Source organism: uncultured Cyclobacterium sp., assembly GCF_963976465.1.
In the GTDB taxonomy this organism is placed as follows: domain Bacteria; phylum Bacteroidota; class Bacteroidia; order Cytophagales; family Cyclobacteriaceae; genus Cyclobacterium.
In genome coordinates this window covers 1-16,660 of sequence record NZ_CAXBOC010000052.1, presented here as the reverse complement: position 1 = coordinate 16,660, position 16,660 = coordinate 1, and the positions used below count along the sequence as shown (strand labels likewise).

18 protein-coding genes and 1 pseudogene are annotated in these 16,660 nt (G+C 38.4%); 14 read left to right on the top strand and 5 right to left on the bottom strand.

From position 1 onward, the window contains the following. On the bottom strand, window positions 1-572 hold a 572-nt coding region (locus tag AAC037_RS04825), incomplete at its 3' end, for a hypothetical protein (protein ID WP_339901915.1). Between the two features lie 370 nt (window positions 573-942). Here AAC037_RS04825 and pdeM point away from each other — a divergent pair. Genes pdeM through gldC form a run of 9 tightly spaced genes read left to right on the top strand, consistent with a single transcriptional unit; the run spans window position 943 to window position 6,983 of the window. Further along, entirely contained in the window at window positions 943-1,647 is a 705-nt protein-coding gene (gene pdeM / locus AAC037_RS04820; RefSeq protein WP_339901914.1) for a ligase-associated DNA damage response endonuclease PdeM, read from the top strand. Window positions 1,648-1,689: 42 nt separating this feature from the next. Further along, window positions 1,690-2,580, top strand: coding sequence for a permease-like cell division protein FtsX (locus AAC037_RS04815; protein WP_339901916.1), 891 nt, complete (start codon window positions 1,690-1,692; stop codon window positions 2,578-2,580). 5 nt (window positions 2,581-2,585) lie between these two features. Beyond that, the gene (locus tag AAC037_RS04810) at window positions 2,586-2,789 is read left to right on the top strand and encodes a DUF3098 domain-containing protein (protein WP_041934845.1); all 204 of its coding nucleotides are present in this window, start codon (window positions 2,586-2,588) and stop codon (window positions 2,787-2,789) included. Between the two features lie 5 nt (window positions 2,790-2,794). Beyond that, window positions 2,795-3,589 carry an undecaprenyl-diphosphate phosphatase gene (locus AAC037_RS04805; RefSeq protein WP_339901913.1) on the top strand — a complete coding sequence of 265 codons (795 nt, stop codon included), beginning with the start codon at window positions 2,795-2,797 and terminating at the stop codon, window positions 3,587-3,589. After that, complete coding sequence (gene truB, locus AAC037_RS04800; RefSeq protein ID WP_339901912.1) at window positions 3,589-4,278, top strand: tRNA pseudouridine(55) synthase TruB; 690 nt, start codon at window positions 3,589-3,591, stop codon at window positions 4,276-4,278. Before AAC037_RS04805 ends, truB begins: the two co-directional genes overlap by 1 nt. Then, complete coding sequence (locus AAC037_RS04795; RefSeq protein WP_339901911.1) at window positions 4,265-5,218, top strand: bifunctional riboflavin kinase/FAD synthetase; 954 nt, start codon at window positions 4,265-4,267, stop codon at window positions 5,216-5,218. Before truB ends, AAC037_RS04795 begins: the two co-directional genes overlap by 14 nt. Further along, window positions 5,208-5,903 carry a CoA transferase subunit A gene (locus AAC037_RS04790; protein ID WP_339901910.1) on the top strand — a complete coding sequence of 232 codons (696 nt, stop codon included), beginning with the start codon at window positions 5,208-5,210 and terminating at the stop codon, window positions 5,901-5,903. The genes AAC037_RS04795 and AAC037_RS04790 overlap by 11 nt, the downstream gene beginning before the upstream one ends. Before the next feature lie 12 nt (window positions 5,904-5,915). After that, window positions 5,916-6,584: a 3-oxoacid CoA-transferase subunit B gene (locus AAC037_RS04785; protein ID WP_339901909.1), complete on the top strand. Its 669-nt coding sequence runs from the start codon at window positions 5,916-5,918 to the stop codon at window positions 6,582-6,584. Between the two features lie 57 nt (window positions 6,585-6,641). Further along, window positions 6,642-6,983, top strand: a complete 342-nt coding sequence (gldC, locus tag AAC037_RS04780) for a gliding motility protein GldC (protein ID WP_339901908.1) — start codon at window positions 6,642-6,644, stop codon at window positions 6,981-6,983. Window positions 6,984-6,987: 4 nt separating this feature from the next. Here gldC and AAC037_RS04775 read toward each other — a convergent pair whose 3' ends face one another. Next, complete coding sequence (locus tag AAC037_RS04775) at window positions 6,988-7,290, bottom strand: hypothetical protein (protein ID WP_339901907.1); 303 nt, start codon at window positions 7,288-7,290, stop codon at window positions 6,988-6,990. A gap of 255 nt (window positions 7,291-7,545) precedes the next feature. On the opposite strand from AAC037_RS04775, the gene AAC037_RS04770 reads away from it, so the two are divergent. The 3 genes from AAC037_RS04770 to AAC037_RS04760 are packed head-to-tail and all read left to right on the top strand — an operon-like array spanning window position 7,546 to window position 12,518. Continuing rightward, a complete protein-coding gene (locus AAC037_RS04770; protein WP_339901906.1) occupies window positions 7,546-10,437 on the top strand; it encodes a carboxypeptidase-like regulatory domain-containing protein in 2,892 nt (963 codons plus the stop codon). 12 nt (window positions 10,438-10,449) lie between these two features. Next, window positions 10,450-11,916 carry a hypothetical protein gene (locus AAC037_RS04765; protein WP_339901905.1) on the top strand — a complete coding sequence of 489 codons (1,467 nt, stop codon included), beginning with the start codon at window positions 10,450-10,452 and terminating at the stop codon, window positions 11,914-11,916. A gap of 5 nt (window positions 11,917-11,921) precedes the next feature. Beyond that, entirely contained in the window at window positions 11,922-12,518 is a 597-nt protein-coding gene (locus AAC037_RS04760; protein ID WP_339901904.1) for a nucleotidyltransferase family protein, read from the top strand. Between the two features lie 124 nt (window positions 12,519-12,642). Here AAC037_RS04760 and AAC037_RS04755 read toward each other — a convergent pair whose 3' ends face one another. Next, a complete protein-coding gene (locus AAC037_RS04755; protein WP_339901903.1) occupies window positions 12,643-13,395 on the bottom strand; it encodes a glucosamine-6-phosphate deaminase in 753 nt (250 codons plus the stop codon). A 459-nt stretch (window positions 13,396-13,854) separates the two neighbouring features. Here AAC037_RS04755 and AAC037_RS04750 point away from each other — a divergent pair, with 459 nt between their 5' ends. Beyond that, entirely contained in the window at window positions 13,855-15,015 is a 1,161-nt protein-coding gene (locus tag AAC037_RS04750) for a DUF5009 domain-containing protein (protein ID WP_339901902.1), read from the top strand. Window positions 15,016-15,118: 103 nt separating this feature from the next. Here AAC037_RS04750 and AAC037_RS04745 read toward each other — a convergent pair whose 3' ends face one another. Beyond that, window positions 15,119-15,580 (bottom strand): GAF domain-containing protein, encoded by a 462-nt coding sequence (locus AAC037_RS04745; RefSeq protein WP_339901901.1) that lies wholly within the window; start codon window positions 15,578-15,580, stop codon window positions 15,119-15,121. Between the two features lie 109 nt (window positions 15,581-15,689). On the opposite strand from AAC037_RS04745, the gene AAC037_RS04740 reads away from it, so the two are divergent. Then, window positions 15,690-16,400: a 16S rRNA (uracil(1498)-N(3))-methyltransferase gene (locus AAC037_RS04740; protein WP_339901900.1), complete on the top strand. Its 711-nt coding sequence runs from the start codon at window positions 15,690-15,692 to the stop codon at window positions 16,398-16,400. Between the two features lie 28 nt (window positions 16,401-16,428). Here AAC037_RS04740 and AAC037_RS04735 read toward each other — a convergent pair. Beyond that, window positions 16,429-16,660 (bottom strand): annotated as a pseudogene (locus tag AAC037_RS04735) (3-deoxy-manno-octulosonate cytidylyltransferase); the annotation flags it as partial.

The following is a 16,660-nucleotide window of genomic DNA, read 5'->3' as shown; positions in this document are numbered from 1 at the left end:
CAATTGGGCCGACCCCCAATATAATATCCTAAGTCATATGCAAATTGGTAGTAAATGGTCAGGTAAGGGTTGATCTCAAAATTCACCCCAATTTGGGGAGAGAGAACGGCTTTGGTATATAGGTTGGTGGAACTTTCGGTAGATATCACAACCTCCTGATCAGATTTTAGATTGATAAACTGAAATCCCACTTCACCTCCTGAAAATAGCGAAATATGGTCATTGACAAAGTAATCATAGCGAAACAACGCTTTTGGTGACAAAACTTGCTGATAAGGATTACCGGGAATTTCTTCGCTATTGACCCTGTAAACCTTAAAAACCTCAAAATTAAACCCATAACTAAACGAATGTGCGAGTCTGTAATCATTTACATGGTGATTAAACCCAAATGCATACCCTAAGGAAGGGTTAGTAATCCCTGAATGGTCACCCAATAAAATCTTTTTGGTCAGTCCCCCACTAATCTCTGCTTGTTGGGCTGTCAGATTATTAGTACTTAAACCAATGAGTAGAAGCAAAATGAAAAGAGAGGCTTTGCTTTGTATGAAACTAAATTTTCTTTTATTCATAACAGCTGGTTTTCGTTAAGAGAGAATTTTCCAGTAATGGAAAGACAATAGTTATTCCATAAATGCTAGCAACAATTATCAACCCGAAATGTCAATAGGCTCCTATTTCATCATCCGGGTTCAAGGAGCATTTAAAATAAGCCACTTTAATATTTAAACAGGGAGGTGATTTTATGCCAGAAATGACATCCGAACTTCTAGTAAGTAAAACGCTATTCCCTTGGAATTTATTTTATTGTTTTGAGCAAAAACCACAAAACCAAAGTTTTTAGGTTTAAGAATCTATATGAATGCTTAATATGTCCGCTGGCTTTAATTGTCCTACAATTCTTATTATTGATACCAATCATCAATAGAAAAAACTATCTTTGTGCCCAAGATTTTTAATCCCTTGACAGCAGAATTGGACGGAAGATATATTTGGCAACATGAGTTGGTCAGCCTTCATTTAATGAAGGAAAAAGCCATTTGGTTAGAGAAGGAGAATGCACTTTTATTGGCCGATACGCATTTTGGGAAAGCCGCTCATTTTAGAAAAGCCGGAATTCCTGTTCCTGAAAGTATTCATTTAGATGATTTCCATAGAATTAGCTCGCTTTTGAGTAAAACTGGAGCTTCCAAAGTTTTCTTTCTTGGTGATTTATTCCATAGTGAAAGCAACGAAAGCTGGTTTACTTTACTTGAATTTATTGAATTATTTCCTGAAATAAATTTTCATTTGGTAATGGGGAATCATGACATATTGCCGGATAGCCTATATGAAAGTAGTGCTTTAAAAATCCATAAGGGTCATTTACTACTTGGTAATTTGGTGTTAAGTCACGAACCTCAGGAGGGGTTGCCGAAAAGTAAATTGAATATTTGTGGGCACATTCATCCGGGAATTGTGATAAAGAAAAACAGTAAACAAAAATTCAGATTACCGGCTTTTTATTTCAAAAACAACTCCTTGATATTGCCGGCTTTTGGTCAATTTACCGGCCTCTATTGTATGGATTTAAATTCTGCTGAATGTGCGATGGTGACCACCCCTGAAAGGGTTATTCCAATCAAATTAAATAATAAGGTTGGTTAAGTAAATATACCTGATTAATTTTGACAAACACATAATTATGTGATGGCCAAATTAAAGAGAAAAAAGACGAGGCTGGGAAGTTATAAATTTGCCAGTGTATTATTCAGTATCACCCTTTCGTTGTTGATGATGGGTATATTTGGGGTCATTGCCATTCAGGCAAAAAAGCTCACTTCCATCATCCGTGAAAACATTGAGGTGCAGGTATTTCTTAACAAAGATCTACCACAGGCCTCTATTGATAAACTCATCGAGCAAATGGGAAAAAAGCCCTATGTCTTAAAGAAAGAGGCTGGTCCTGTATTGCGCTTCACCAGTAAAGATGAAGCAGCAGAAGTTTTTCTCGAAGAGGTTGGGGAAGACTTCAACCAGTTTTTGGACGACAACCCCCTAAGAGATTCTTTTACATTTTCTATTAATGAAGAGTCTCAAACAGCTGAAAAAATCCAGCAGATCGTTGCAGAAATTGAGGCTACCCCCGGTGTCTTTGAAGTGACTTATATGCAAGATGTTGTTTCTTCAATCAACGAAAACCTGCTCAAAGTGGGGATAGTAATGGGTGCATTAATCTTAATTTTGCTGGTAACCGTGGTTATTTTAATTAGTAATACGATTAAACTAGCTTTATTCTCACAACGGTTTTTGATCCGTAGCATGCAATTGGTAGGGGCTACCAAGGGCTTTATAAGAAGGCCTTTTTTATGGCGTGCTTTTTTATATGGAGCTTTAGGAGGGGTATTTTCCTCTACAATTATATTCAGCCTTTTGGAATATGGCAAAAACTTTGTCGAAGGCTTACAATTACTTTATGATATTGAATTGCTTGCCATATTATTTGGAAGCTTAATTTTATTGGGGGCACTGATGTCTTGGATCAGCACCTACAGATCTATCAACAAATACCTTAACATGTCACTGGACGAATTGTACTAAACATTATGAAAAATAATCCATTGCCTTTTTCGAAAAAAAATTATCAACTCATGCTTATTGGGATAGCCATTATCACTATTGGCTTTGCCATTATAGGATTGGACAAAACCACTCATGGGTTTGGATTTATGGGTTTGACGCTGGGGCCTATTGTTGTATTGTCAGGTTTTCTTTTTGAATTTTACGCTATTTTTTATAAAACCAAATAAATAAAATGACCATTTTTGAAGCAATTATCTTGGGGATTGTTCAAGGCTTAACTGAATTTTTACCTGTATCTTCCAGTGGCCATTTGGAAATCGCCGGAGCTCTTCTTGGTAGCAATTCCTTACCTGAAGAAAGTTTACTTTTTACGGTAGTTGTTCATTTTGCAACTGCATTAAGTACCATTGTAGTATTTAGAAAGGATGTCGCCAAATTATTGGCCGGTCTATTCCAATTTAAAAACAATGAAGAAACAATGTTTTCACTGAAAGTTATTGTTTCAATGATTCCTGCTGTGGCGGTTGGATTGCTTTTTGAAGAGCAATTGGAACAATTTTTCGGAGGAAAAGTGGTATTTGTAGGTTTTATGCTACTGGTCACTGCACTCCTATTATACCTTGCAGACAAAGCCAAAAACACAGGCAAACCGGTTTCCTTCTTTAATGCTGTCATCATTGGTATTGCCCAAGCTATTGCCATGCTTCCGGGAATTTCTCGTTCAGGTGCTACCATTTCTACCTCAGTCTTGTTGGGTATAGACAAAAACAGAGCCGCTAGGTTTTCCTTTTTGATGGTGGTACCACTTATCTTAGGAAAAATAGGCAAAGATGTCTTATCTGGGGATTTGACTTACCAAAGTGATCAATTTGGAAGTATGATTATTGCCTTTTTAGCCGCTTTTGTTGCAGGACTGGCTGCTTGTACCTGGATGATCCAGTTGGTAAGAAAAAGTAAATTGAGGTACTTTTCAATTTATTGTGTGATTGTAGGAATACTGGCCATTGTAGCCGGAACATATTATTGATGGACAAACAGCAAAAACCATACGGAGAAGTATTTCTTATCAATAAGCCCTATCAATGGACTTCATTTGATGTTGTAAAGAAGCTTAGAAATACCCTCAAAGTAAAAAAAGTTGGCCATGCAGGCACACTTGACCCTTTGGCCACCGGACTATTGATCGTTTGTGCTGGAAAGGAAACCAAAAATATCGAAAAATATCAAGCCCAAAAGAAGGAATATACCGGCACATTTGTTTTGGGTAAAACTACTGACTCGTTTGATTTAGAACAAGAGGTCATAACAGTAGCAGACCCTTCTCATTTAACGAGGGAAGATATTGAAGAGGCCGTAGCAGAGCTTACAGGAGATATTATGCAAATCCCTCCCAATCATTCCGCCATCAAAAAAGATGGTAAACGGGTGTATGAATCAGCAAGGAAGGGAATCACGGTAGTGCTTGGCCCCAGACCTGTAACCGTAGAAGCTTTTGAAATAACAAGCATCGCACTACCGGAAATTCATTTCAGAATTGTTTGCTCCAAAGGCACTTATATTAGAAGCCTGGCTAGGGATTTGGGTGACAAATTGGAAGTAGGTGCTTACATGTCGGCACTTAGGCGAGATGCCATTGGTGAATTTAAACTTGAAAACGCTTGGCAACTAGAGCAATTGATAGATAAAATCAAAAAAGAGCAAAATGAAAATCTATAAATCTCTTGATGATTTTCCTGACATTCAGCGGCCAGTAGTTACCATTGGTTCTTTTGATGGGGTTCATTTGGGCCATCAAAAAATTCTCAAAAGAATCAACAATATTGCGAAGTCCATTCATGGAGAAACCGTTTTGGTATCTTTTTGGCCACACCCCAGGATGGTGCTTTTTCCTGAATCCCATGGGATTAAATTACTGTATAGTTTTGATGAAAAGGCGGCACTATTGGAAAAATTTGGTGTAGATCACCTTATCAGTATTCCTTTTACCAAGGAATTTTCGATGATGGAATCTAAGGATTTTATTGAAAATATTTTGGTCAAAAGAATAAAAACAAAAAAACTAGTCATTGGCTATGACCATAGGTTCGGAAAGGGAAGAGAAGGCAGTTTTGCACACCTACATGCAGAACAAGAACGGTATAATTTTGACCTGGAAGAAATCCCTAGGGAGGATATTGATAATATCGGGATCAGTAGCACTAAAATCAGAAAAGCTTTAAAAACAGGGAACATCGTCAAAGCAAATGAATTTTTAGGTAGACCCTACAACCTCCAAGGCAAAGTAATCGAAGGAGATAAAATTGGCAGAACAATAGGTTTTCCCACGGCAAATATCCAACTTAATGAACCCAATAAACTGGTACCAATGGATGGGGCTTACCTCGTTAAGGTAAATATCGATAAGAATCTTTATAATGGTATGCTGAATATAGGCATGCGACCCACAGTATCCGGTGAACACAAGAATATAGAAGTAAATATTTTGGATTTTAACCAAGACATTTACGGTAAAATAATAAACCTAGAATTGTTAGAATTTTTAAGACCCGAAAAAAAATTTGAAAGCCTGGCAGCCTTAACCAAGCAATTGAAAACAGACCAGGAAAAAGTGGTGGATTTTTTTTCGACGAAAAATAAAAGTACTAATGATAAATAAAACTGTTAAAAACGGTGTTGAAGCAGTTTCTGATATAGAAAATGGTGCTGTTTTACTAGTAGGAGGCTTTGGTCTTTGTGGGATCCCAGAAGCCTGTATCAATGCACTTCTACAAACAAATTTAAAAGGGCTAACCTGTATTTCCAATAATGCAGGTGTAGATGACTTTGGCGTAGGCCTTCTTATCAAACAACGCATGTTGCGAAAATTAATATCCAGCTATGTGGGAGAAAACCTGGAATTTGAAAAACAATTTACAACAGGGTCTTTGGAGTTAGAATTGATTCCTCAAGGGACACTCGCCGAACGAATAAGAGCCGGAGGAGCAGGAATACCCGCATTTTATACCCCTGCCGGCATTGGCACGCATGTGGCAGATGGAAAAGAGGTCAGGGAGTTTGATGGTCGTTTGTTTTTACTGGAGCGCTGGATTAAAGCAGATTTTTCATTGATCAAAGCTTGGAAAGGGGATACTGCAGGAAACCTTATTTACAAAGGCACTGCCCGTAATTTTAACCCCCTTATGGCTACTGCCGGTAAAATTACCATTGCAGAGGTTGAGGAACTGGTTCCGGCAGGTGAGTTGGATCCCAATCAAATTCATACACCAGGAATATATGTTCAGCGAATATTTCAAGGGGATGGTTATGAAAAAAGAATTGAAATTAAAACCGTTTGTAAATAATCTTTACTCCGCATGCTAAGCAAAAAACAAATCGCTCAGAGAATCGCCAGTGAGATCAAAGACGGTCAATATATCTACCTTGGAATAGGGATTCCTTCTTTGATTGCCAACTATCTTCCTGAACAGTTACAAGTGGTATTCCAATCAGAAAATGGATTATTAGGCATAGGTCCATACCCCGAAGAGGACCATATGGATCCCGATCTAATCAACGCAAGTAAGGAAACCATATCAATGGTCAAAGGCTCCTCTCTTTTTGATTCTGCAGAAGCATTTGCCATGATAAGGGGCGGGCATATAGACCTATCCATTTTGGGGGCTTTAGAAGTTTCAGAAAATGGTGACATCAGCCACTGGAAAATTTCATCCGGCCTTATCAAAGGTGTGGGGGGAGCCTTGGATTTGGTAGCTTCAGAGGCCAAACTTTATATAGCCATGCACCATTGCCACAAGGATGGCTCCTCAAAACTCCTGAAGCACTGCAAGATGCCAATAACAGGAATAAAATGTGTACAAAAGATATTCACTGATCTGGGCGTATTTACTGTATTACCAGAGGGAGGTTTTAAACTTTGTGAAAGAGCTCCGGGTGTGAGCATTGAAGAAATAAAAGCAAAAACCGAAGGAAGACTCGTTGTAAAAGGAGAAATTAAAGAAATGGAATTGTTTGACGCAGAATAGTGAAGTCCCTTTGCGATTTCTTTCTTAATTTTGCAGGCATAAATAGAATAATAAAAAATGAAAAAATCTGAAATTAAGTTTACCGTTACTCTAGATGATAAAAATTTACCGAAGAGTATAGAATGGGATGCTACAGACAAGGAAAGTGAAGGGCAAGAATCAACAAGGAGCATAAGCTTGAACGTTTGGGATACACTTAATCAAAGTACTTTAAGAATTGACCTTTGGACGGAAGATATGTCTGTCGCTGAAATGAAGAGATTCTACATCGATATTTTGGGAGGTATGGGGCAAAATATACTCAACAGTACTGGAGACGAATATTATGCAGAAGAAATTAAAGCCCTTTGTGATCGTTTGGTAAAACATGTAAACGAGGAAAACGCTAAACAAAAATAATTTACTAGCTTAAATAGTGCACACATGTAATAGGATAAGCCCTTGGGTTTATCCTATTTTTTTCTCCCAATATCCGGCACCAAATACTTTTAACCCGAGAGGATACAATAGAGCTTCTATTAGGCGCTAAAATCGCTCCAAAATCAGCCACTTCATTGCACTTTTCAATTTCTCCATAGAGATGTTTTGCTAAAATCACGAATATGCTTAGTTTCCTTGTGATTGCATCACTTCCCCCAAACACTAGAAATCCTATTGCGATATCCGAGTTAAAACTGATTGAATACCCGGCTATATTTTCCGCCATTACCTTTTATTCAAAAAATCAATTAGAAATTAAGGGGCAAATATTTTAAAGAAGCAAAATCGAAACAAATAACTATTAGAATAGTAATTGAAACAGCCTATTATTTTACAAATATTATCGTAAATTAATAGAAACATTTGATTGGACAACATCACATTTCTATTACTTAATACGGAAATGCCTTATTAAGAGATACTGAAGTTGAACGAGAATAGTATATAATCACTTTCATTTAACACCTAAACCCATTGTGCCATGAATACTAACCAACAACGAAAGGGTTTCCGTTATTACTCCCTATTGATCGGGCTATTGGTTTTTTCAATAAGCTTATCTTATGCTCAAGAGAATACTACAATAAGTGGTACAGTCAAAGACCAAGATAACGGTGAAACCTTAATAGGGGTAAATATACTTGTGAAAGGTAAAGTCTCCGGAACTATAACTGATGTAAATGGCAAATTCTCGATAACAGTAAGCTCTCCTCCCCCAATTACTTTAATTTTTTCCATGGTGGGCTTTGCCAGTCAAGAAATAAATATTACTTCAAGCAACCCTCCTCCTTTGGAGGTGGCCCTTTCAGAACAAACCTTTTTGGGGCAAGAAGTGGTTGTTTCTGCTTCTAGAGTAGAAGAAAGCATCCTCCAATCACCGGTTTCCATAGAAAAAATGGATATTTTAGACATCAGGGAGGCTCCAGGAGACTCTTATTATAAGGCCATTTCAAACTTAAAGGGGGTAGATGTCACCAGTTCATCCATTAATTTCCAAATTTTGAATGCCAGAGGCTTCAACTCTACAGGAAACACTAGGTTTGTGCAGCTCACAGATGGCATGGACACCCAAGCTCCCTCATTAAATTTCCCTATTGGCAACCTCAATGGGCCTTCTGAACTTGATGTAGAAAGTATCGAGTTTATACCGGGTGCTTCTTCTGCCCTATATGGCCCCAATGCTTTCAACGGCATACTTTTGGTAAATAGCAAAAACCCTTTTGAATACCAAGGCTTGAGTGCCTATTACAAGCAAGGAATAAACCATATAGGCACCGCCACAGGCGAACCAGAATCTCCTAAACCCATGTATGAAGGTGCCATAAGGTATGCCAAGGCTTTCAATAACAAATGGGCATTTAAAATCAGCGCTTCTTTTATGCAAGCAGAAGACTGGTACGGCACCAATGCCACAGATTTAAATGCAGTATCCCAAGGCGACCTTCCCTTCAACCCAGGGGCAAATTTGGTACATACCTTTGGGGATGAGGTATCCAATAATATTGGACTCTTAAGGAATGTAACTGCCATACAACAACAAGCAAGTCAACTGGGCTTAGGTGCTTATATTGGTAGCATTCCGGATCAGGTGGTTTCTAGAACCGGCTATCCGGAGAGAAATTTGGTTGATTATGGAGCAAGCAATTATAAAGTCAATGGTGCATTACATTACCGTATCTCAGATAATGCGGAGATTTTCTACTCTTTAAATTACGGTTCAGGTACTTCAATTTACACGGGTGCCCAGAGGTATTCATTGAAGGAATTCTTTATTACTCAACACAAATTAGAACTTAAAGGAGACAATTATTTCATTCGGAGTTATACAACCAGAGATAATTCAGGGAAATCCTATATTTCAGATTTAAACGGAATTTTGATCAATGACACTTGGAAAGACAATTCTACTTGGTTTGGAGAATACACCCTCAATTATTTAGGAGCACTTGCCAATCAACAAGTTGCACCAGGAAGTTTAGGGAGTATAGAACAACAAACTGCAGCTCACCAGTTTGCCCGTCAACAAGCGGATGATGGAAGGTATCTTCCTGGAAGTGCTGAGTTTAATAGCACAGCTCAGAGCGTTAGTGGGGATTTTATTCCGGAAGGCTCTTTATTTTATGACCGGTCAAGAATGTACTTAACAGAAGGCCAGTATGATTTTAAAAATGAAATAGATTTTATGGACCTTCAGGTTGGTGCATCCTATAGAATCTACGACCTTCGGTCTAACGGTACCATCTTTGCCGATGGAGAGGGCAATGACATCACCATCTCAGAAATTGGTGGTTATGCCCAAGCCACTAAACGCCTATTCCAAGAGCAATTAAAGGTAATTGGCTCATTGAGGTACGACAAAAACGAAAACTTTAAAGGCCAGTTTAGCCCCAGGATATCAACTGTTTTCACAGAAAAAAACCACAATTTTCGGTTGTCCTACCAAACAGGTTTTAGGATGCCTACTACCCAAGCCCAACACATAGATTTAAACGTGGTTTCGGCCCGGTTAATAGCAGGTTTACCATACTATAGAGACAAGTATAAGATTTTTGAAAATGGATATTCTTTGGCTTCAGTTCTGAATTATACCGCAGCAGTGGCGGAAGGTGCCAGTCCTATAGGCCCTGCAGCTACAGGATTGTTGGAACCAGTAACCTCCCTTCCTGCCTTAAGGCCTGAAAAAGTAAAAGCATTAGAAGCTGGTTATAAGGGATTGCTGATGGACAATAGGCTATTGATTGATTTTGCATATTATTACAACCGATACAATAACTTCATCTCCCAAACCGCCATTAGGAAAGCTCCGGGTCCGGTTTATCCAGGTGCTGAGGCCGATTCTGATGAGGCAGCAATTAATGCTGTCAATGCACCAAGTCTGCTCACTCCTATCACAACACCCGGACAAGAAAACACCTTTCAGACTTATACCAATATTATAGACAGAGAGGTACGTGCACATGGTTTGGTATTAGGAGTCAATTTTAACTTGCCTAGAAATTTTACTATAGGTGGAAACTACAACTATAATGAATTGCTTACAGAATTTGAAGCAGGATACCTTTCGGAGTTTAACACCCCTAAACACAAAACAAATATCATCTTCGGTAATAGAAAACTAACAGATAAATTAGGGTTCAACTTGGCCTATAGGTACCAATCCGCCTTTAGGTGGGAGTCTAGTTTTGCCAGAGGAAATGTTCCGGAAATACACAATTTGGATGCCCAGATTTCTTATAAGGTAAAGCGCATAAAATCAATATTAAAATTAGGAGGATCCAATGTACTTAACAACCGGTACTATCTGAATTTTGGTGGCCCTACCTCAGGAGCCATTTACTACCTATCCATCACCTTTGATGAACTGTTGAACTAAACCAAAAAAATCATGATACGATATCGTTTACTTTTCAAATATTTGTTCATTGGTTTGTTATTCTCATGCCAATACGAGTTTCCTGAGCCGGGTCAATTGAGCCCAGATCCCGGGCAAGCAGATTTCTCCAAAATGGTGACCATCGGTAGTTCTATTACCGCCGGCGTAATGGATGCAGCCTTGTACAATCGCTCCCAACAAAACTCCTATGCTGTAATATTGGCCACTCAAATGAAAGAGACCGGAGGTGGAGATTTCAATGTTCCCGAAATCAACGCAGAAAATGGAGACTTGATCCTTAGCCCCACAGGAGGAGCACTGGGACGATTAATCCTTACCCTAAATCAAAATACCGGTAGCATATTGCCCACCCCGATAGTTCCCGGGGATGCCCTCACCACATTTTCAGGGGACAAAACAGCTTTAAACAATTTTGGGGTAAATGGTCTTACCCTGGCTCAAGCATTACTTCCTGCTTCCGGTAATGTTCAGGAATCTTCAAACCCTTTGTTTAACCCTTATTATGCACGATTTGCCAGTAACCCAGGTAATTCAACACCCATAGGAGATGCGGCATCTGCCTTAGCTGATGGTGGTACTTTTTTCGTTTTTTGGTTGGGAAAAAATGATGTTTTACCCTACGCCCTGACCGGAGGTGCCATTCCTGAACTATTAACCAGTGAACAAGATTTCTCCCTTCGCTATCAAACCGCTTTAAACACTATGTTGCAAGCAAGCCCAGAAGCAAAAGGAGCCATTGGCAATATACCAAACATCAATGAACTGCCTTATTTTAGTACGGTCCCTTGGAATGCATTGCCTTTAGACAATTTCTTGGCAGGCCTTGCCAATAGTGTTTTTACAAATTATAACAGTGGTCTAGACAACCTGGCTACAGCCGGAATGATTAGCGATGCTGAAAGAGATTTACGAAAAATAAATTTCTCTGCCGGACAAAACGGATTTTTGATTGATGATAAAACTTTAACTGACCTTTCAGAAATGGGCCTACCACCTATTAGGCAAACCAATGTAAATGACAAGGTTGCTTTGACTACCGGACAAATTTTGGGTTTAAGCCCTGGCGATGATCCTACTTTAATTTACGGGGTTACAGTGCCAATTGCCGACAACTACATAATGCTTCCTTCCGAACAGGCTGAAATGGAGGCCCAAATAAATGCATTCAATCAAATCATTGCCACTACAGTCTCAGCCAACGAGAACCGATTGGTTTTGGTGGATACAAAAAACCTTCTGGAAAGAATCGGACAAGGTGCTCTAACCGCAAATGATATCGCCATCTCCAATTCTATCTTGCCTCCCTATGGTGTTTTTTCCACAGATGGTGTGCACCCAAATGCCCGTGGAAGTGCTGTGGTAGCCAACCATTTTATAGAAGCCATCAATGGTAAATGGAATAGCACCATACCTGTGGCCAACCCAAATGCTTATATAGGAAATGATCTGCCTCGCTAAGAAACATGAAAACAGGTACCATCATATTGGCTGCAGGAAATTCCAGCAGGTTAGGTAAGCCCAAACAGCTAATTCCCTATAATGGGACTAGCCTCTTGCAAAACATTGTCAACATTACATTGGAGGCAACTAATGGCCCGGTATTGCTTGTAGAAGGGGCAGGAACCTATCCTCTTAGACCACATCCCAGATTAAATAAGGTGATGAATAATAAATGGGAAAGCGGTATGGGGAGTTCAATAAAATTAGGCTTAAATACGCTAGTAAGCCAAGCACAAATAACACAGGTATTGGTGCTTTTATCAGATCAGCCATTCGTAAGTATAGCGTTAATCAAGAGTTTAATTCTTAAGAAATCCAAAAATCCCAAAGCAATAGTTGCTTCTTTTTATCAAGACGCACCGGGAGTGCCTGCTATTTTTGATCAATCTGTCTTTCAGCAATTAAATTCTATTCCGGATAAAGTTGGGGCAAAAAAACTGCTATTAAACAATCCAGAGCAATTGTCCTTGGTTAGATTTGATGCGGGCAATATTGACATTGACAGTCCTGAAGATCTAAAAGCATTTAAAAATTCAGATTGGGAGTATTTTAATAAATAAGAGCTAAAAATGCAGCTATAGCTGAAAACGAGGTCCATAAGGTAAATCGCCACAAGTCATTTCAATAGGTCTTAAGATAATAAACCGGGTAAAATACCACTTGTGGCGATCTGACTTGAAGATATTAATTTACAATAACTGAGGCATCCAATAGTGAAGCTGCTGCTTCATCCAGGTAAATACCACAGTCAGGATGATTTTGCAAAATACTTGCGGGATATTCGGGACTAACCTCGTTTTCAAGACAAGCTTTTACTGCTTTGGCTTTTCTCTCATCCGGCACAGAACAAATGATTTTTTTAGATTTCATGATCTGTTGGATGGACATACTAATGGCTTTTGTAGGTACATCTTCCAAAGTTGGGAACCAACCCTCTCCAAATTGTTGCTGGCGACATGCAACATCAAGGTCTACCACCAAATATGGCGTTTCGATATCAAAATCAGCTGGAGGATCATTAAAAGCCAAGTGTCCGTTTTCTCCTATGCCAACCATGGCTACATCTATCGGAGATTTACTAATAAGCTCATTAAGGCGACCAGTTTCCTCAATGGGATCTTTTTCCCCATCAATCAAATGGTAAGCTTTCAATTGACCAACTTTATCCAAAAATCTTTCTTTTAAATATTTCCTGAAACTTGCAGGGTGGGTGATGGGTAAGTCCAAATACTCATCTAAATGAAACATGGTGACCTTGCTCCAATCAATCTCCTTATAGGTCAATATGGTTTCAATGGTTTCAAATTGGCTAGTACCAGTAGCTAAAATAATATTGGCTTGCCCATTCTCCTTAATAGCCTTTATGATGGCTTCAGCAGCATGATCTCCCGCCAATTTACCCATTTCAGCCGGGTTTTTTCGATTATAAATCTTCATTTAATTAGGTGTTTTTTAATTAATATTGAATTGATCATTTATCCCCAATTCACTTTTAGGTTATTTACAAATAGTTAAAAATTAATTTATTATGTGGTACCTCTATTCGGCAAAATAATGTTAAGGGTTCAGGTTAAGTGATCACCTTTAATCTCTTTATTATCTTTTTATATTGCATCATTAATATCAGGCTAGATGTTGATTATTTTTATTTTTTCTAGCTCAGCTAAAGAACCATAAGTCTATCCTAAAGTTTCTTTATTCATAAGAAAATATTGAATACAGTTTTTTGCTTACTAAAGCATTTTTTTTACCATATATAAATCAAATCTACCGCTAATTTCTCCAAATTATTTATAACTAATGATAATTAATTAGCTTTTTTATTTCATAAATTTAAAATATATTGGCACTTTAAGTTATTCAATTAACTCGTCCAATTTACTCAAAGTCTTTGTCATGGAAACCACTCCTTTTAATCAAAAAGAATCAGGGCTAAATGCTCCCTCATCTACCTCTCAACTGACATCTAAAAGACTTCTCTCCATTGATGCCTTAAGAGGTTTTGATATGTTATTAATTGCAGGAGCCGGAGCCTTTTTAGTATTATTGAAAGGTAAAACCGGAATTCCTGCCATCGACTGGATGGCCGGTCAATTCTATCATCCTGCTTGGAATGGATTCTCATTTTATGACTTTATCTTCCCACTTTTCTTATTTATTGCCGGAGTTTCGTTAACGTTCTCATTAAATAAAGGAAGAAAACTTGGAATGTCCAAACCAACCCTTTATAAAAAGACATTTTCGAGGATGTTAGTGCTTATTCTATTGGGTATTTTATACAAAAATGCGCCTGTTCCTGTTTTTGAACCCTCTCAAATTAGGTATGGTAGTGTTTTGGGCCGTATAGGAATTGCAACATTTGTGGCCACCTTGGTGTATTTAAATTTTGATTTTTATAAAAGATTAGGAATTGCTTTGGCTACCCTGTTGCTATATTATGCAGCTTTATTTCTAATCCCTGTTCCAGGTTATGGAGCCGGAGATTTAAGCATTGAAGGAAATTTGGTAGGATGGTTTGATCGCACATTTATGCCGGGGGTTTTAAAGCAAGAAATCTATGATGAATTGGGCCTATTGACCCAAATACCAGCACTCTGCCTAACAATTTTCGGCACCTTAGCTGGAGAGATACTAACCAAAGCATGGTTGGATTCCAAAAAAATCAAACAACTGGCTGTTGCTGGGGTGGTCGGCATCATTTTAAGTTTGATTTGGGATCTACACTTCCCTATAAATAAGCACCTTTGGAGCAGCTCTTTTATTCTTTTAACAAGTGGAATGGCATTCCTAACTTTATTATTGTTTTATGTGGTGATAGACGTATGGAAAATTAGAAAATGGGCATTTTTCTTTCAGGTGATTGGTCTTAATTCGCTGACCATTTACTTTGCCTTCAGCTTTATCAACTTCCGCTTCACCAGTGAAAAATTATTTGCAGGCCTTTACGCCCCGCTTCCTGAGGAATGGCATCCGGTTTTTCAGGCCTTTGGTGCATTACTTTTGGTTTGGATATTTCTGTACATATTGTACCGCTTGAAAATCTTCGTAAAAGTCTAGTAGGGCTAAATTGCAGCTAAAAAAATCCCCTTCAGCAAATCATTCATCTTTCGGGTGAACGTTAAGTGAAGGGGATTTTAATGACTTGATCAACGATATAAGCTTATTTTATTTTTTGGGCGATGGCAGTGGCGATACTCATAAGAGCTTCAGTTTCCTCATCATTAAATTCATAGGGATCTTTTTTGGCTATGCCTAAAGTACCAAAAAGTTTCCCTTCAACAATCATTGGGGCCGTAATGGCTCCTTCTACTTTTGTATCTTTTGCTCCTGGCCTGACCACGCCTGAATCATCGGTTTGGAGATTACATATTTGAACTGCTTCCATTCGTTCCGCAGCTATTCCTGCCATTCCTTTTCCAACCGGAATTGTACTCATTTTTGGCAATAAGAAATCAGGAATACCCACTTGCGCTTGAAGTTCCAATAAGCCTGTATCCTGATTCAATACATGTAAGGTACCTGTAACACAATTAAATGCTGATAGCGTCTCTTCAAGCCAAGGCTGCCAAGACAAATCATTCGCTTTAAGAATTTTATGGGGTAGGTCAAATTTGGTGTCCATTATAAAATTAATTTTATTTCTATTAAAATATTTCCATTACAATTATAAACAAATCCTATTTAACCTTTAAGGTTAATTTTATAAATTCGAAGGAATAAACGACTATGCCATGCAGCTTTTTTATGAAGAGGAGATTAACGGGGATGTATTTACTTTGGACCCGCAGGAATCCAACCACTTAGGGAAGGTCCTTCGGAAAAACATTGGGGATACCGTCTTATTTACAAATGGAAAAGGGTCTTTGTTTACTTGTCAAATTGAAGACAATAATCCTAAAAAATGCCGGTTGAAGATTGTAGAACAACTCTTCACACCTATGGAGAAATTCCACATCCACCTGGCCATTGCTCCAACCAAAAACATGGATCGTATGGAATGGATGCTTGAAAAAATCACAGAAGTTGGTTTCAATGAAATCACATTTTTAAAGACCACTCACATCGAAAGATCAAGATTAAAATTAGACCGCCTGCATAAAAAGCTTGTTTCAGCTTGTAAACAAAGTTTTAAAACCTGGTTGCCAGAAATTAACCCCATTGTTGACTACGAGAAATTTATTTCTGATCCTGCTTTTCATGCACATGAACGATTTATCGCTTATGTCGACAAGGACAATGACCGGCATCTAATGCAACAAGCCACTATTGGTCAGTCTTATCTTGTCTTAATCGGTCCTGAGGGAGATTTTAGTCCCGGAGAAATTACTTCAGCCATAAACAGTGGTTTCAAACCCTGCTCTTTAGGAAAGCATCGCTTAAGAACAGAAACTGCCGGTTTGGTAGCAGTTCATTCTTTAAATTTATTGAATACAGAAAATTAATGTGATAAAGCACCTATAGCCTAGGCGTTCATGAAGAATGATTTTTATCATAATAAATGAGCGCCCGTTCAAGATCTTCAGGCACATCGATGGCTACAGCCTGATGATGGGTAGTCACCATTTTAATACGAATACCATTTTCTAGTAACCTTAATTGTTCCAGCATTTCAATATTTTCCAAGGCAGATTTTTCCCATTTGGTGAATGCCATCAACAACTCTTTTTTATAGGCATATATTCCTATATGTCGAAAATACTGT

Bases quoted from the DNA above. Each gene is read 5' to 3' on its own strand.
- AAC037_RS04775 (WP_339901907.1), bottom strand. From the start codon at position 7,290: ATGGCGGAAAATATAGCCGGGTATTCAATCAGTTTTAACTCGGATATC.
- AAC037_RS04815 (WP_339901916.1), top strand. From the start codon at position 1,690: ATGGCCAAATTAAAGAGAAAAAAGACGAGGCTGGGAAGTTATAAATTT.
- AAC037_RS04745 (WP_339901901.1), bottom strand. From the start codon at position 15,580: ATGGACACCAAATTTGACCTACCCCATAAAATTCTTAAAGCGAATGAT.
- AAC037_RS04805 (WP_339901913.1), top strand. From the start codon at position 2,795: ATGACCATTTTTGAAGCAATTATCTTGGGGATTGTTCAAGGCTTAACT.
- AAC037_RS04810 (WP_041934845.1), top strand. From the start codon at position 2,586: ATGAAAAATAATCCATTGCCTTTTTCGAAAAAAAATTATCAACTCATG.
- AAC037_RS04740 (WP_339901900.1), top strand. From the start codon at position 15,690: ATGCAGCTTTTTTATGAAGAGGAGATTAACGGGGATGTATTTACTTTG.
- AAC037_RS04770 (WP_339901906.1), top strand. From the start codon at position 7,546: ATGAATACTAACCAACAACGAAAGGGTTTCCGTTATTACTCCCTATTG.
- AAC037_RS04750 (WP_339901902.1), top strand. From the start codon at position 13,855: ATGGAAACCACTCCTTTTAATCAAAAAGAATCAGGGCTAAATGCTCCC.
- AAC037_RS04790 (WP_339901910.1), top strand. From the start codon at position 5,208: ATGATAAATAAAACTGTTAAAAACGGTGTTGAAGCAGTTTCTGATATA.
- truB (WP_339901912.1), top strand. From the start codon at position 3,589: ATGGACAAACAGCAAAAACCATACGGAGAAGTATTTCTTATCAATAAG.
- AAC037_RS04765 (WP_339901905.1), top strand. From the start codon at position 10,450: ATGATACGATATCGTTTACTTTTCAAATATTTGTTCATTGGTTTGTTA.
- gldC (WP_339901908.1), top strand. From the start codon at position 6,642: ATGAAAAAATCTGAAATTAAGTTTACCGTTACTCTAGATGATAAAAAT.
- AAC037_RS04785 (WP_339901909.1), top strand. From the start codon at position 5,916: ATGCTAAGCAAAAAACAAATCGCTCAGAGAATCGCCAGTGAGATCAAA.
- AAC037_RS04755 (WP_339901903.1), bottom strand. From the start codon at position 13,395: ATGAAGATTTATAATCGAAAAAACCCGGCTGAAATGGGTAAATTGGCG.
- AAC037_RS04760 (WP_339901904.1), top strand. From the start codon at position 11,922: ATGAAAACAGGTACCATCATATTGGCTGCAGGAAATTCCAGCAGGTTA.
- AAC037_RS04795 (WP_339901911.1), top strand. From the start codon at position 4,265: ATGAAAATCTATAAATCTCTTGATGATTTTCCTGACATTCAGCGGCCA.